Origin of the sequence: Pseudomonas brassicacearum subsp. brassicacearum, assembly GCF_008801605.1 — a bacterium.
Taxonomy (GTDB): Bacteria; Pseudomonadota; Gammaproteobacteria; order Pseudomonadales; family Pseudomonadaceae; genus Aquipseudomonas; species Aquipseudomonas brassicacearum.
Genome location: NZ_VZPJ01000005.1, coordinates 375,269 through 389,862, shown reverse-complemented (window position 1 = coordinate 389,862; position 14,594 = coordinate 375,269). Strand labels below are relative to the sequence as shown.

Below are 14,594 nucleotides of genomic sequence, written 5' to 3'. Positions count from 1 at the left end.
GGCTAGTTCCGGTGGCGGTGCAGAAAATCCAGCAGGACTGGGAAATAGGCGTGGGGCTCTTCGTAGAACGGCATGTGGCTGCTGTTGGGGAACACATTCAGTTGTACATCCTTGAGCGCCATTTTCATGCGCATTGCACAGGCTGGCGTCAGTTCATCATGTTGACCGGTGGTGATCAGCACGGGCATTTCGAAGCTGGCCATCTGCTCGATGCGATTCCAGTCCTTGAGATTGCCGGTATAGAGAAATTCGTTGGGGCCCTGCATGGTCATGTAGGGCCCCATGTTCCAGTCGCCCAGGGAACGTGTCACCGGCGCTGGCCACTCGTCCAGACGGCAGACATGGCGATAGTTGAGCAGGGTGATGGCCGCCTGGTATTGCGGATGATCCAGGGTGCCCATGGCTTCATGGCGCTGCATCATCGCGACGGTCTCACTGCCCAGGGCGGCCCGCAGACGCTCCAGCTCCAGGGACAGGTGAGGGATATCGCCCGCGGTATTTTCCAGGATCAGGGTTTTCAGCGCTTGGGGATGATGAATGGCGTACTCGATCGCCAGCCAGCCACCCCAGGAGTGCCCCAGCAGGTGCACTTTGCCCAGGTCGAGGGCTTGGCGGACGGTCTCTACCTCCGCCACATAACGGGTGATGTCCCACAGGGATTCGTCAGTGGGCCTGGCCGAGGCGCCGGTTCCCAACTGATCGAAAGCGATGACCCGCAAGCCCTTTTCCTTGAGCCAGCCATGGCTGTCACGCAGATAATCGCAAGGCAATCCCGGGCCGCCATTGAGGCACAACAGCACCTCGTCGCCGTCGCCAAAGCCATAGGCCACCAGACGATGACCATCGACTTCCACGTCGTACCGCTGGTCTGGCTCGATCTCACGCCACATCATTGCTCTCCTGCTCAGGTACCGCCCGTTGGCTAAACCTTACCGAGGAAGCTACGCGCCCATAAGCTAGCAATTCTTATAGGTTTGATCTGGCATTCCCTCGCTCAGGCGTGGCATTCTACTTGCACGATTTCAGGATTGAAATTAATAAGGGAGCTGAATGGATGCAGGCCAAGCTGTCTGACTTCAATACCCGTCTTTTGTCTGGCAGGAGCCTGGACGAACAGATGGATAACACCCTGGGGATGGTCCAGGCGTTAGGCTTTGAAGCCTTGGTGTACGACTACAGTCCGGTGCCACTGGATCATGATGGGGCACTGATCACCCCGACTGTGCTGAAGTTGCGCAATACCCCCCGTGATTGGCACTCGCTCTGGTGTGAAGAAGGTTATTACCAGATCGACCCCGTCCAGCATCTGGCAATCAATGCCATATCTCCTTTTGTCTGGTCCTATCGACCGGAGGCCGACACGGTGCTGCAGCCGTTCATCGGCCAGAGTCATGCACCGGTCGTGAGCTACCTGCAGGATTCGCGCATGACCTGCGGCGTGACGGTGCCGATGCATTTGCCCAAAGGCGGCTTTGCGACATTGACCGGGCTGCGCGCCGATACGAAGGGGAGCACCCTGCAGGATGTCCGGCAAACGCTGGGCGACTTCAGCCTGATTTCCCATGCCCTGCAAGAGGCGGCTTTTCCGCTGCTCGGCAAGGAAGCCCGCGCATGCCCGGTTCGCCTGACCAAACGCGAGCGTGAGTGCTTGAGATTGGCCGCTGAAGGCTTGACGGCGGCGGACATCGCCAGGCAACTGAATCGTTCCTTGGCCACCATCACCCTCCACCTGACTTCTGCAATGCATAAGCTCGGCGCCAGGAACCGGGTCCAGGCCGTGGTCAGGGCAGTGCATTATCGGTTGCTCGATAGCTGAAATCGGGCAAAAACCTATCTGTTTCTCTAGTTATTCCGCCGGCCAGTCCCCGGTATCGTGTGCCGCAGGATTCCTGGGGAGCGGCACGAAATGGATTTTCCCGTAACGCACGAAGGCTTTGCGCCTTTTGGTCCGTATCAGACCTGGTATCGCATCACTGGCGATTTCAGCAGTGGCCGTACGCCGCTGCTGATCCTGCATGGCGGCCCGGGCTGTACACACGATTATGTCGATGCCTTCAAGGATATTGCCAACAGTGGCTATCCGGTGATTCATTACGACCAACTGGGCAATGGGCGTTCCACCCATCTTCCGGAAAAAGACCCCTCGTTCTGGAACGTGGCGCTCTTTCTCGATGAGTTGGAGAACCTGCTGGATCATCTGGGCATTGGCGACAATTACGCACTGTTGGGGCAATCCTGGGGCGGCATGTTGGCCAGCGAACATGCGGTGCTCCAGCCCGCGGGCTTGCGCGGGTTGATCATCGCCAACTCCCCGGCGGACATGTCCACCTGGCTCCTTGAAGTCAATCGCTTGCGCCAGCTTCTACCCATTGAGGTGCAGCAAACACTGCTCAAGCACGAGCGGGCTGGAACCTTGACGTCTACCGAGTATTTTGATGCCGCTCGGGTTTTCTACGACCGCCATGTCTGCCGTGTCACGCCCTGGCCCGATGAAGTCGCCCGTACCTTTGCCCAGATCGATGCCGATCCTACGGTTTATCACGCCATGAACGGCCCCACCGAATTCCATGTGATCGGCAGCATGAAGGACTGGTCCATCACCGATCGCTTGCCACGGATCAAGGTGCCGACCCTGCTGATTTCAGGCCGATACGATGAAGCGACGCCATTGGTGGTCAAACCCTATGTGGATCATGTTCCCGACATTCGCTGGGCGTTGTTCGAACACTCCAGCCATATGCCCCATATCGAGGAGCGGATGGCTTGCATGGGAACGGTGGTGAGTTTCCTGGATGAGTGTCTGTAGGCGTCTGCGCAATCTGAGCCGTCGTTTTTGTTGTGTTTCTCGACGCGTCCTGTGAGACGCGTCTCTTTTTTGAGTGGAAACTTCCCGCTCTCTTGAACCGAAAGCGATATGCAGGGTCTGGTGTGCGCGCATTGCTGTGCATGCCTGCTGTCATTTCTGTATCGAGGGATCGAACATGTCCGTATTTGCCTTAGGGACGAGGCTAGTTGTTGCGTCGCTGTGTTTTCTGGCGATGAACATTGCTGTCGCCGCGCCAACCCCCGGCGACACGGATCTGATCCGTGAACGTCAGGACCGGCTGCTCGAAGAGCAGCGCCGACGCCTTGAAGAACTCAAGGACTTGCCCGGCAAGGAGGCGAAGCCGGCCCAGCCCACGGCCCCTGTCGATACCCGTTGCTTCCCGATCAAGACCATCGAGCTCAAGGGCGCCGATGCTTTGTCCGTGGCGGAGCGCGAACGCCTGCTCAAGCCCTACATCGGCCAATGCCTGGGCGTGCCGCAGCTGAACGAGCTGCTCAAAGTCATTACTGACCATTATCTCGACAAAGGCCTGGTCACCAGTCGCGCCTACTTGCCGCAACAGGACCTGTCCAGCGGTCACCTGCAAGTGCTGGTGGTCGAGGGTCGCCTGGAAGGCTTGAGAGGTGCCGAGAACAGCAAGCTGTCGGATCGCGAGTTGGCGATGGCGTTTCCCGGCAAGACCGGCGAACTGCTCAATCTGCGTGAGATGGAGCAGATGGTCGATCAACTGAACCGGTTGCCGTCCAACCGTGCACAAATGGAACTGACCCCGGGGCAGAACATCGGCGGCAGCGAAGTGCGGGTCAATAACACCCCGCAGAAACCCTGGCGCGCCGGCCTGTCACGGCATAACGATGGGCAGAAAAGCACGGGCGAGCAGCAATGGGGCGCCTCCCTGGACTGGGACAGCCCCCTGGGTCTGGCTGACCAATTGGCCTTGCGCGGCGGCCACGATGTCGTCAGCGATCACCAGAAAACCTCGCGCAACGGCATGCTCTATTACAACCTGCCGTTTGGCTGGTGGAACCTGAGCTACACCTACAGCCAGAGCGAGTACCGCGCGCTGGGCCAGGCCAACGGTTTCAATTTCAAGCAGAGCGGCGACAGCCAGAACCATCAGCTGCGCCTGGAGCGTGTGGTCCATCGCGACGCAGTGAGCAAGACCTCCCTCAACACCGGCCTTTCGTACCTGCGCACCAACAACTTCATCGAAGACAGCAAACTCGCCGAGAGCAGCAATCGCATCAGCGAGGCGCAGTTCGGCATCAACCATGGCCGGCGAGTGGGCAATGCCTTCGTCAACCTCGACCTGGGCCTGCAACAAGGTATCGGTGCCCTCGATGCCCAGGGCGATCATGAGCCGGGCCCTGGAGTGCCAGATGCGCGCTATCGCAAATACACCGCGACCCTCAGCTATTTGCAGCCCTTCATGCTGGGCGGCGAGTCCTTCAGCTTCAGCAGCCTGATGACCGGCCAGCGTAGCGAAGACGTGCTGTTCAGCCCCCAGCGCATGAGCCTGGGCGGCCTGTCGTCGATTCGTGGCTACAAGGACCAGACATTGTCCGGCGACAGCGGCGGCTACTGGCGCAACGACTTGCGTTGGAGCCGCCCGGTGACCCTGGAATGGCTGCGCCCGGTCTTCGCCGAATACGGCACCAGCCTCGGTTATGACCAGGGCGTGATCAGCGGTAATCGCTACAACGGCGATCAGCACGGGCGCATGTCGAGCAACTCGCTGGAGCTGTTCGCCCGCGGTGAGCACCTGAGCGCCAGCGTCACCTTCGCCCATTCCCTGGAACGTCCGGATGCCCTGACCGAGCGCGAAGCGCCGATCTACTTCCGCGTGGATGTATCCATCTAATTTCTGCTGCAACGAGACCTGATCATGGACGACCGCCAATACGCCTTCCTGGCTCGCCAGCCTTCTGCTGCCCTGAAAACCCGCGACGCCTTCTGGGGCATGCCCAAGCGCGGCCTGGCGTTCCTGCTGGCAAACGTCATGTTCTGGCAGCCAATGTGGGCCCAGGCGGACGGCATCGTGGTCAGCGCCCCGGGCACCAGCCTCGGCCAGGCCGGCAACGGCGTGCCCGTGGTCAACATCGCCAAGCCCAATGGCAGCGGGCTGTCTCACAACCAGTTCAAGGACTACAACGTCGGCAGCAACGGCGTGATCCTCAATAACGCCACCAACGCCGCCCAGTCCACGCAACTGGGCGGGATCATCCTCGGCAACCCGAACCTCCAGGGCACGGCCGCGAAAGTCATCCTCAACGAAGTCAACGGCGGCAACCCGAGCCAGTTGCGCGGCTACACCGAAGTGGCGGGGCAGTCGGCCCATGTGATCGTCGCCAACCCCTATGGCATCACCTGCAATGGCTGCGGGTTTATCAATACCCCAAAGGCGACCCTGACCACGGGCAAGCCGATCATCGAAAACGGTCAGGTGGGTCGCTATCAGGTGGACCAGGGCAGCGTCGCCATTGAAGGCGCGGGCCTCAACGCGAACAACGTCGACCGCTTCGAAATCATTACTCGCAGCGCCAAGATCAACGCCGAGATCCAGGCGAAGAACCTAACCATCGTGGCTGGGCGTAATGACGTTAATGCCAATACCCTGAATGCCACTGCCCGGGCCGATGACGGCAGCGCGAAACCGGAGCTGGCCATCGACTCCTCGGCGTTGGGTGGTATGTACGCAGGCGCGATCAAGCTGGTGGGCACCGAGGCCGGGGTTGGGGTGAAGCTGGATGGCAAGATGGTTGCCAGTGGTGGCGACATCCAACTCGACGCCAACGGTCATTTGAGTTTGGCGCAGACGGCGGCTGCCGGCGCCGTCGACATCGACGCCAAAAGCTTGGAAACCCGCGGCCAGGTGTACGCCGGTAGCCGACTGAGGGTGAAGACCCAGGGCGACCTGACCAACCAGAACAACCTGGTGGCGCGCGACAGCATTCACCTCGACAGCGGTGGCACGCTGAGTAACAACGGCATTATCGAAGCCGGGGTCTACGCCGATAACAGCCGCAATACCACGGGTGATGTCACCCTCATTGCCAAGCAACTGAACAACGGCGGCAAAACCGTCATCGCCAGTCGCGACCTGAATATCACGACTACCGCAGCGCTGAACAACCAGGGCGGCACACTCAGTGGGCAGGGCAAGACCACCGTCACCGGCAACGTTGTGGATAACCGCAATAAAGGCCGGATCCTGGGTAACACCGAACTGCACCTGAGCGCCGATCAAGTCCTCAACAGCCAGGGCGGCCTGATCAATAGCCAGGGCCTGCTGACGGCCAACCTGGGCCATCTGGAAAACAATGCAGGCGAACTCTCGAGCCTGAACAGTGCGACCCTGGTCCTCGGCAGCCTGGACAACCTGACCGGCCTGGTCATGGCCGGCAAAAATCTCGACATCACTAACACCGGCGCGATCAATAACCGGGGCGGCGAGCTATCCAGCCAAGGCGTCATGACCGTGCGCACCGCCAGCCTGGACAACAGCAACAAAGGCACCGTGGCCGCCAATGGCAAGCTGCTGGTCAGCGCCACCGGCGCGGTCAACAACGCCGAAAAAGGCCTGCTCGCCAGCCGTGCTGCCGAGGTCGAGTTCGATGCTGCCAGTCTGAATAACGCCAAGGGCACGCTGCAAGGCGAGGGCCTGGTCACCGTGGATGTATCCGGCGACATCGATAACCAGGGCGGCAGCATCATCGCCAAGGACGCCAAGCTGAGTGTCTTCGCCACCAACCTGGACAACCGTGGCGGCGTGCTGTCCAGCGTCAAGGCGGCGCTGGAGGCACGCACCACCGGCGTGCTGAAAAACGGCTATGACGTGAACCGTCAGGGCGGCACGATCCAGGCCCAAGGACTCAGCATCCGAGCCTTGGCTGGGCTGTTCAACGACGGCGGACGCATGGCTGCACAAGCTGGCGATGTCGTGGTCACCAACGCAGCTGCGGATATCAACAATCGCAACGGTGGGATATACGCCACGGGCAAGGTCTGGATCACTGGCCGGGGCATGGACAACAGCGGCGGCGGGCAGGTCAGCGCCAGTCGTATCGACTTTGACCTTTCGGGTGCGCTGAACAACAACGCCGGCATCATCGAAAGCCAGGACAGCCTGGACATTCTGGCCGCCAGCCTGAGCAACCAGAAAGGCCAACTGCGCACCCTCGGCCAGAACAGCACCACGGTGTTCAAGATCGGTGGCCTGTTCGATAACAACGACGGCACCCTGGAAACCGCCAGTAATGATGTGGGCTTCAACACCGGCAGCGTCCAGAACGTGGGCGGCAAGCTACTGCACACCGGCTTGGGATTGTTCGGCATCAGCCAGGCCAACCTGGGCCAGGCCGGCGGTCAGCTGGTGACCTACGGCAACCTGACGGTGACGGCTGATCGCTGGACCAACAGCACGGCGATCCAGGCCGGGCACTTGGTCGTGAATGTCGACCAGTTGACCCAGACCGCCACCGGCCAACTGCTCAGTACCGACAGCATGGTGGGCCGTGGCAGCAACTGGCGGGTTGACGGCCTGATCGGCAGCGATGGGGCGATCGACCTGCAACTGACCGGCGACTATACAGGCAACGGCCGCTTGAGCAGTCTCGGCACCTTGGGCCTGAAGGCCGCGCTGATCAGTCTGGAGCAAAACGGCAGCATCGCTGGCGGCGGCAACACTACCGTCGTGGTCGATGGCGTCCTCAACAGCTACGGTCGCCTGACCTCGGCGGCGGACCTGAGCGTCACGGCCGCCACGCTCAACAACTACGGCACGCTGGGCAGTGCCGGCGCGCTCGGCGTATCGACCGGCGACCTGCTCAACGAGCACGGCTTGATCTTCAGCGGCGGCAACACCAGCCTGCGCGTCAATAGCCTGACCAACCGCTATGCCGATATCTACAGCCTGGGTGATCTGAGCATCGATCGCGACGGCCTCGGCACCCGTGCCAGCCGCATCCTCAACAGCTCCGGCACGCTGCAAAGCGACGGCAACATGCGCCTGGCGGCCAGCACGATCGACAACGTCCGCGAGATCTTGACCACCCACGATGCAGGCATCTACACCGCCTCGATCAGGGAAGTGGCCTGCATCCCAGGTGATTGCGACGGCCCCAAGCAAAACCACGTCTGGCAGATCATCCAGCGCGACAAGTTCGAAGTCACCGCGGCCAGCGCTGCCTCCAGCATCACCACCGGCGGCAACCTGAATATCCAGGGCGACACCCTGACCAACCGGAGCAGCAGCATCGGTGTCGGCGGTGCATTGACTGCCAACCTCGTCAGCCTGAACAACATCGGCATAGAGACTGGCGAGACCGAAACCTCGCGCACCTTCAGATCCCAACGCACGCGCCACCCGAGTGGCTGGCGCACCGCCGCGAATGACTTCACCAACAAATACTGGTTGCAGAGTCCGGACTACAACGCCAACGACCTGGGTGGCCTTGAAGCAGCGATGAGCCGCTTCATCGGCATGACCGAGACTGAGTTTCTGCAGTTTCGCACCCAGACCAGTACTACCGATAACCAGACCTATGCCGCGATTATCCAGGCCGGTGGTGCCCTCGACATTCCAACCCAGGGCGACCTCAACAGCGGCGTCGTGCGAGGCGGCTACAACTACGTTGGCGCCGGCCCGCGTACCGACACCCAGGCTGACAACGCCTTCTCGACCCGCATCAGCGTCAATCGGCAGCTACCCCCGAGCCTGACCCAGCAACAAGTCGATCCGCTGGCCTTGCCAGGTTTTGACTTGCCCACCGGGCAAAACGGCCTGTTCCGCATGAGCGGCGACGGCTCCACCACGCCGACCCAGAGCTCGGGCCTGACGCAAGTGCGTGGCCTGCCGGACCGCTCGTTCCGAGCCAACCCGCAAAAATACCTGATCGAGACCAACCCGGCGTTGACCGACATGCGCCGGTTCATGAGCTCCGATTACCTGCTGACAAACCTCGGCTACGACCCGGACACCGCCGCCAAGCGTTTGGGCGATGGCTTCTACGAACAACGCCTGATCCAACAGGCGGTGATCGCCCGCACCGGCCAACGCTTCCTCGACGGCCAGAACTCCGACGACGGCATGTTCAAGTACCTGATGAACAACGCCATCGCCAGCAAGGACGCCCTCAACCTGTCCCTGGGCGTCAGCCTGACCGCCGAACAGGTTGCGGCCCTGACCCATGACATCGTCTGGATGGAGACCCGGACGGTGAATAATCAACAGGTGTTGGTGCCGGTGCTTTATCTGGCCCAGGCCAACCATCGTCTGGCGCCGAATGGTGCGTTGATTCAGGGCTCAGACGTCAGCCTGATTGCGGGTAAGAACCTGAACAATGCGGGCACCTTGCGTGCGTCCAGCAACCTGAGGGCTACGGCGGGCGACAGTCTGGTTAACAGCGGGTTGCTGGAGGCGGGGAATCGGCTTGAGGCGCTGGCGGGTAATGATCTTACTAACCGGGCAGGCGGGGTTATTGCTGGGCGGGATGTCAGTGTTGTTGCCGTCGCTGGTGATTTGACCAATGAGCGAACCATTACCCGGCATGCCAGCGGCACTGGCTACAAGACTGAGCAACGCGAATTTGCTGACAACGCGGCGCGGATTGAGGCGAGTCATGACCTGACGATGGGTGCAGGACGGGATATCGCCAACAAGGGGGGCGTGCTCAAGAGCGGCAATGACATGGGCTTGCAGGCGGTGCGTGATGTAAACATCACCTCCGCCGAGCAGGTGGACAGCAACACGATGGGGAGCGGGCACCGGGACCAAACCATTACCCAAAATGGTTCCAGCGCTACTGCGGGCCGGGAGATGAAGGTGACGGCCGGGCAGGACCTGCGGGTCGTTGCCAGCAACGTCATCGCCCAGAGCACCCTGGCGCTGACTGCCGGGCGCGATATCGCGATCACGTCTGCCGCCAACGAAAGCCATCGCTCGTCCCAGAGCAAAAAAGTCAAAAGCAGCAGCGACCTGGTGCGTCAGCAGTCTTCGGTTATCCAGTCGGGTGGGGACCTCAGCGCCAAGGCAGGGCAAGACCTGAGTCTCGTCGCCAGTCAACTGAAAGGGGCCAAGGACGTTGCGCTCGACGCCACGCGCGACATCAGTCTGCTGTCCGCAACGGACGAAACCGCAGAGTTCTACTCGAAGAAAAGCAAAGGCTCCTTTGGCCGCAGTAAAAGCGAACAACGGGAAAGTTATGACAGCACCAACGTCGCGTCGGTGGTTGAGGCGGGGCAAGACCTGACGGTCAATACCAGCCAGGCCGCCGGTGGCGGTGTCACGCTGGATGGCGGCCGCAACGTCACGGTGATCGGCAGCCAGTTGAACGCCGGCAATGATTTGGTGGTGGGTGCCACTGGTGATGTGGCGGTGCTCTCGGGTATCGAAGAACACGGCTCCTACAGCAAGAAAACCAAATCGGGTTTCCTGGGCTTGTCCAAGAGCGGAAAAAGCGAGCTGAAAACCACGGCCTCCCAAGTGGCCAGCGAGCTGGAAGCAGGCAACGATGTGGTGCTGGTTGCGGGCAACGACTTGCGTTTGCGCGCCAGCAAAACCACCGCCGGTAATGACGTAGAACTGCGTGCGGGCTTGGTCAAGGATAGCGGCGACATCAACCTCGTCGCGGCCAATGACACAGCTTACAGCCATAGCGAGCAATACAAGAAGAAGACCGGGCTCTCGGTCTCAGGTGGCTTCCTGTCGTTCTCCTCGGCCAAAGAGTCGGGTCGAATCGCGCAGAGCAGTACCAGTGTGGGCAGTCAGGTGACGGCTGATCGTGATGCGACTTTGCAGGCTGAGCGCGATATCAACCTGGTGGGTAGTGGTATCGATGCTGGGCGCAATGTCAGCTTGAATGCCGGACGTGATGTGAATGTTCTGGCCGCGCAGAACAGTCGTTCCGAGCGGGATTGGGAAAAGAACAAGCAGGCTGGGATCGGTGTTTCTTCGGATGCTAATGGCATCAATTTCTTCGCAGGTGCCGATAGCCTCAAGAACAAGAATCGTCTGGAACAGCAAACCGCTGCCGCCAGCCAGATCAGTGCAGGGCAAGATGTTGCCATCAACGCTCAGCGCGATATCAACCAGACGGGCTCCGATCTGCGTGCCACCCGTGACATCGGCCTCACGGCTGGACGCAATATCAACATTGATGCCGCGCGTGAAACCCAACTAACCGAGCAGGAGCGTGAAGCCAGTCGTAATGGTCTGGGTATTTCGTTCAATCATAACTACGGCAACACCAAGGATGCGGTCAACGGCGCAGGAAAAGGGGAGAACGGCGTCAGTAAGGCATCCAGCACCCTTAAAGGTATCGATGCCGTCGCCCAATTTGTCAACGGACCGACCGTCGACGTCAAATACGGCAACAGCACGCAAACCAGCAGCCAGCAGGTCATTGAGCAGACCAATCGCGCGTCGACGTTCGATGCGGGCAACGACCTAAATCTCAATGCCGGCAACGACGTCACGGTCAAAGGTGGTCAGCTAAAGGCCGGGCGGGATATCAACGTCAAAGGTCGCGACGTCACGCTGGATGTGGCGAAGGGAAGTGTCAGCCAGGAAAGCACTGATCGCCAAAGCTGGAGCGGGATTCATGGTGGCACCAGTGGCGGTTTCAAACTGGGCGTCGGTGGCAGCTACGGTGTTGCTACCGAGGACGGCGTTCACGGCAGTTCGACGGCCACTCAGGTTGCCGCTGGAAGGGATGTCAACGTGGACGCCCGCCACGACATCAACCTGGTAGGCACTCAGGTCAAGGCTGGGCGAGATATTGCGCTCGATGCCGGTAATGAGTTGAACATCAGGTCGGCGCAGAACGCCAGCGACAGTGAGAGCAATCGACACAACGGTGGTGGTGAGGGGGGCCTGACGTTCGGGTCTCAAGGCGTAGGCGTCTACGTCAGCGTGAACATCGGCAAGGGCAATCTTGATCGGGAAGGTAGCCGACAGCAAGAAGCCTACCTCTACGCGGGCAACCGTCTGGGCTTCACCAGTGGCAAAGACACCAACATCAGCGGTGCCACCCTGCGCGGCGATGAGGTTGTTGGCCGTGTCGGCGGCGACCTGAACGTCTCCTCGGTGCCTGACACCGGCGAAGTCAAAGGCAAAGAGTTCGACCTCAGCGTCACAGCGACCTTTGGTCCAGGGGCTGGCGTCAGTGGCTCTGTGGGGTATGGACAGACAACCGGTGAGACCAATTGGGTTGAGCAGCAGACCAGCATCACCGGTAAAAACAAGGTCGACATCCGCACCGAGGATCACACCCAGCTGGACGGTGCCTTGATCGCTGCCGATAACGGCAACCTCAAACTGGACACCGGAACCCTGGGCTTCAGCGACATCGCCGGCAAGGACAAGGAGCACGGCTATTACCTGAACGTTGGTGGTAGCTACTCCAAGGGGGGCGGAGGCGCCCAGGACAGTAGCCAGGTTGGCAAAGGCGAGAAGGATAAAAACGGCTGGAGCATCAGCGGTTGGGAGTATGAGAAGGATCGTCAGCAGACCGTCCGTGCCACCGTTGGGGCTGGCGAAGTCGTGGTGCGCAATGACTCTAAAACCGGGGCTGATTCGACGGCAGGGCTCAACCGGGATGTGAGCAAGGCCTACGAGATCACCAAGGATGATGAATCTCGGACCGACTTGTACGTCACCAAATCCTCGGTGGACGCGGTGATGGATACCTCTGGGACCGTGACGGCTTGGAAGAACAGCATCAAAAGCTACCCCGATAGCAGCCTGAAAGCGTATGAGGACGCACTCAAGCTGGTTAATGGGCCGGTGCAGGCCGCTGGACAGGTCTGGAACAGCATACAGGCACAGCGGGTATCAATAGAGGAGGTTCCTGCTTCCGCGAGGGCTGCGTTGGGGGATGAGGTTGCGCTGAATGTTGCGAAGAACCTGGTTCGCAATGGTAAGGATCCTGATGACATCGCGAAGCTGGAGCCTAAGGATGTAATCGCTATCCAATACTTCGCGGACCTATTCACAACGTTTGCCAAGCAACAAGAAAGCTGTGGCGCTACAGGAGACTGTGCTTCGGGTGACGAGGGCCAGAAGGATCCGGTCCACTATGTTGATGCTGATGGCAACAGCATGATTGTGAATTTTAAGCCGTTGGTACCAAGTACCTCCGGCGGAAATGTGTTGGTTCAAGCTGACGCTTTACAGACCTATCTCGATAAATTGAACCCAGCGCAAGCGCAGCTTGTACGCTTGGGGATACAAGCCGTCATGGGACCAGTCAAAGCCGCGGTGAGTCTGGCCGGTAATGTGGTGGTGGATAAGCTGTTTGGAGACAAAATCGCCGACGCTAAAGATGCTTTGTCAAAATCCCTAGCGAGCGAGCTCAGTGGTAAGAGCAAGGACGATTTGGAGCATAGCGATGATCGTTTCAAGGAGCTTTCCAAGCTTGGGGCAACTACTCAAAAAGGTGATGTATACGTTCGTGGTGCAACGACGCTGCTGGATATTGCCTTGGGGATCGCCACCAACGCTGCCGGGTCTGTAGCGGGCAAGGCCATTGGTATTGTGGGTAAGGGGTCTTCGGATGGTGTAACGAAAGGGCGCGATGAGCTGGGGGGTGGTCCGAAGGATCCTGATTGGGACAAGAAGTTTGCGGAGAATCCGCCGAAGGGGTGGGTGGAAACGGGTGGGGCAAAAGGGCCCGACCAGGCTCTGCCCAATAACCAAAGGCTGCTTTCAGGAACTCCTGGTCAAGTAACTGGCGGTAGCTCAACAAAGCTAGGGCAGAATCTGAACCAAGCAATGGGGAGAAATCGCACCGACTCGTGGGCTGGTTATCAGGCTCAGCACCTGATTCCTTCGGAGTTAAAAAATCATCCTATTCTGAAGAAGGTAGGCATTGATCTGGATGACTCCTCTAATGGCATATTTTTGCCGGCAAGCAAGGCTAAGCCAGAGGGTGCCATAAGCGGTATGCCGAGACATACAGGTAGCCATCCAAACTATACTGAGGCTGTACGAAAAAGTTTGAATGAGTTGGACCGAAATCTACCTGTGGAACAGTTGCAAAAACAGGTTTTCGACTTGCAGGGAAGGTTGAGAAATGTTACTGGGTCGGGCATGCCTGTCCGCAACGTAGATGGTGCTAAGACAGAGGTGTGGTTGAAATGGTTAGGGAAGTAGAGTTGGGTGAAAATAGCAATCTGGTAAATGAAGTTATTGGCTTTGTAAATAGTGGGTTGCTCTTGAGATCTGTCAATCAGGTTGTTTTGGGGGATGCCGAAATTGCTGATCTTGCAACGGCAAAAAAATATGCTTGGGTTCAGGTCTATGGGGAAGAATCTTTCACTTGGGCCGACTTAAGATCTGAGAAAATGAGTGAGGTTTGGGATGTTGTTTACAGTGGGGGCGAAAAATATACTGAGATGGATATTAAATTATCCGAACTTTTGGATGAGTTGAGTCGCTCAGTTCAAAAGCAGCTCCTCCCAAAGCATAGAGAACTATTGGATGATGTTGTCTCGGATCTAAAGTGCTGTTTGTATAGTCGAGCTGTTCAAGGTAAGACTAATGAGTTTTTTGAGGGAATACTTTCCGCTTATTTAAGCGGTGGGTGGCCGTGTGGATGGGTAGGTGGCTGGCCCAAGGGTAGTCTCCTTGTATATCGTGACGATGCAACAGATACGAGGGGATCGAAAGGGGACAGATTTATTTTATGAGGTGAGCAGGCCTGTTGGTTTGTACGTTGATAAATAAATCTGTCCATTTTTTCAATTGCTACTTTAATTGTGCTGCGTT

General features: G+C 58.9%; 6 protein-coding genes. 5 read left to right on the top strand and 1 reads right to left on the bottom strand.

The genetic code is table 11. The features are described from left to right. Positions 1–2: 2 nt before the first annotated feature. Positions 3–890, bottom strand: a complete 888-nt coding sequence (locus F7R20_RS15040) for a proline iminopeptidase-family hydrolase (RefSeq protein WP_003197593.1) — start codon at positions 888–890, stop codon at positions 3–5. Between the two features lie 164 nt (positions 891–1,054). Between F7R20_RS15040 and F7R20_RS15035 the strand changes: the two genes are divergently transcribed. From F7R20_RS15035 to F7R20_RS15015, 5 genes are all read left to right on the top strand, one after another. Continuing rightward, a complete protein-coding gene (locus F7R20_RS15035) occupies positions 1,055–1,816 on the top strand; it encodes a LuxR family transcriptional regulator (RefSeq protein WP_003197595.1) in 762 nt (253 codons plus the stop codon). 90 nt (positions 1,817–1,906) lie between these two features. Further along, a complete protein-coding gene (locus F7R20_RS15030) occupies positions 1,907–2,806 on the top strand; it encodes a proline iminopeptidase-family hydrolase (RefSeq protein ID WP_003197596.1) in 900 nt (299 codons plus the stop codon). Between the two features lie 175 nt (positions 2,807–2,981). Then, positions 2,982–4,688, top strand: a complete 1,707-nt coding sequence (locus F7R20_RS15025; RefSeq protein WP_003197597.1) for a ShlB/FhaC/HecB family hemolysin secretion/activation protein — start codon at positions 2,982–2,984, stop codon at positions 4,686–4,688. A gap of 24 nt (positions 4,689–4,712) precedes the next feature. Further along, the gene (locus tag F7R20_RS15020) at positions 4,713–13,979 is read left to right on the top strand and encodes a hemagglutinin repeat-containing protein (RefSeq protein ID WP_003197598.1); all 9,267 of its coding nucleotides are present in this window, start codon (positions 4,713–4,715) and stop codon (positions 13,977–13,979) included. Further along, positions 13,964–14,515, top strand: a complete 552-nt coding sequence (locus F7R20_RS15015) for a hypothetical protein (RefSeq protein ID WP_014336514.1) — start codon at positions 13,964–13,966, stop codon at positions 14,513–14,515. The genes F7R20_RS15020 and F7R20_RS15015 overlap by 16 nt, the downstream gene beginning before the upstream one ends. The last annotated feature ends 79 nt before the right edge of the window (positions 14,516–14,594 follow it).

Excerpts from the sequence above, each read along its gene's own strand:
- F7R20_RS15020 (WP_003197598.1), top strand. The coding sequence starts at position 4,713 with ATGGACGACCGCCAATACGCCTTCCTGGCTCGCCAGCCTTCTGCTGCC.
- F7R20_RS15040 (WP_003197593.1), bottom strand. The coding sequence starts at position 890 with ATGTGGCGTGAGATCGAGCCAGACCAGCGGTACGACGTGGAAGTCGAT.
- F7R20_RS15025 (WP_003197597.1), top strand. The coding sequence starts at position 2,982 with ATGTCCGTATTTGCCTTAGGGACGAGGCTAGTTGTTGCGTCGCTGTGT.
- F7R20_RS15015 (WP_014336514.1), top strand. The coding sequence starts at position 13,964 with ATGGTTAGGGAAGTAGAGTTGGGTGAAAATAGCAATCTGGTAAATGAA.
- F7R20_RS15035 (WP_003197595.1), top strand. The coding sequence starts at position 1,055 with ATGCAGGCCAAGCTGTCTGACTTCAATACCCGTCTTTTGTCTGGCAGG.
- F7R20_RS15030 (WP_003197596.1), top strand. The coding sequence starts at position 1,907 with ATGGATTTTCCCGTAACGCACGAAGGCTTTGCGCCTTTTGGTCCGTAT.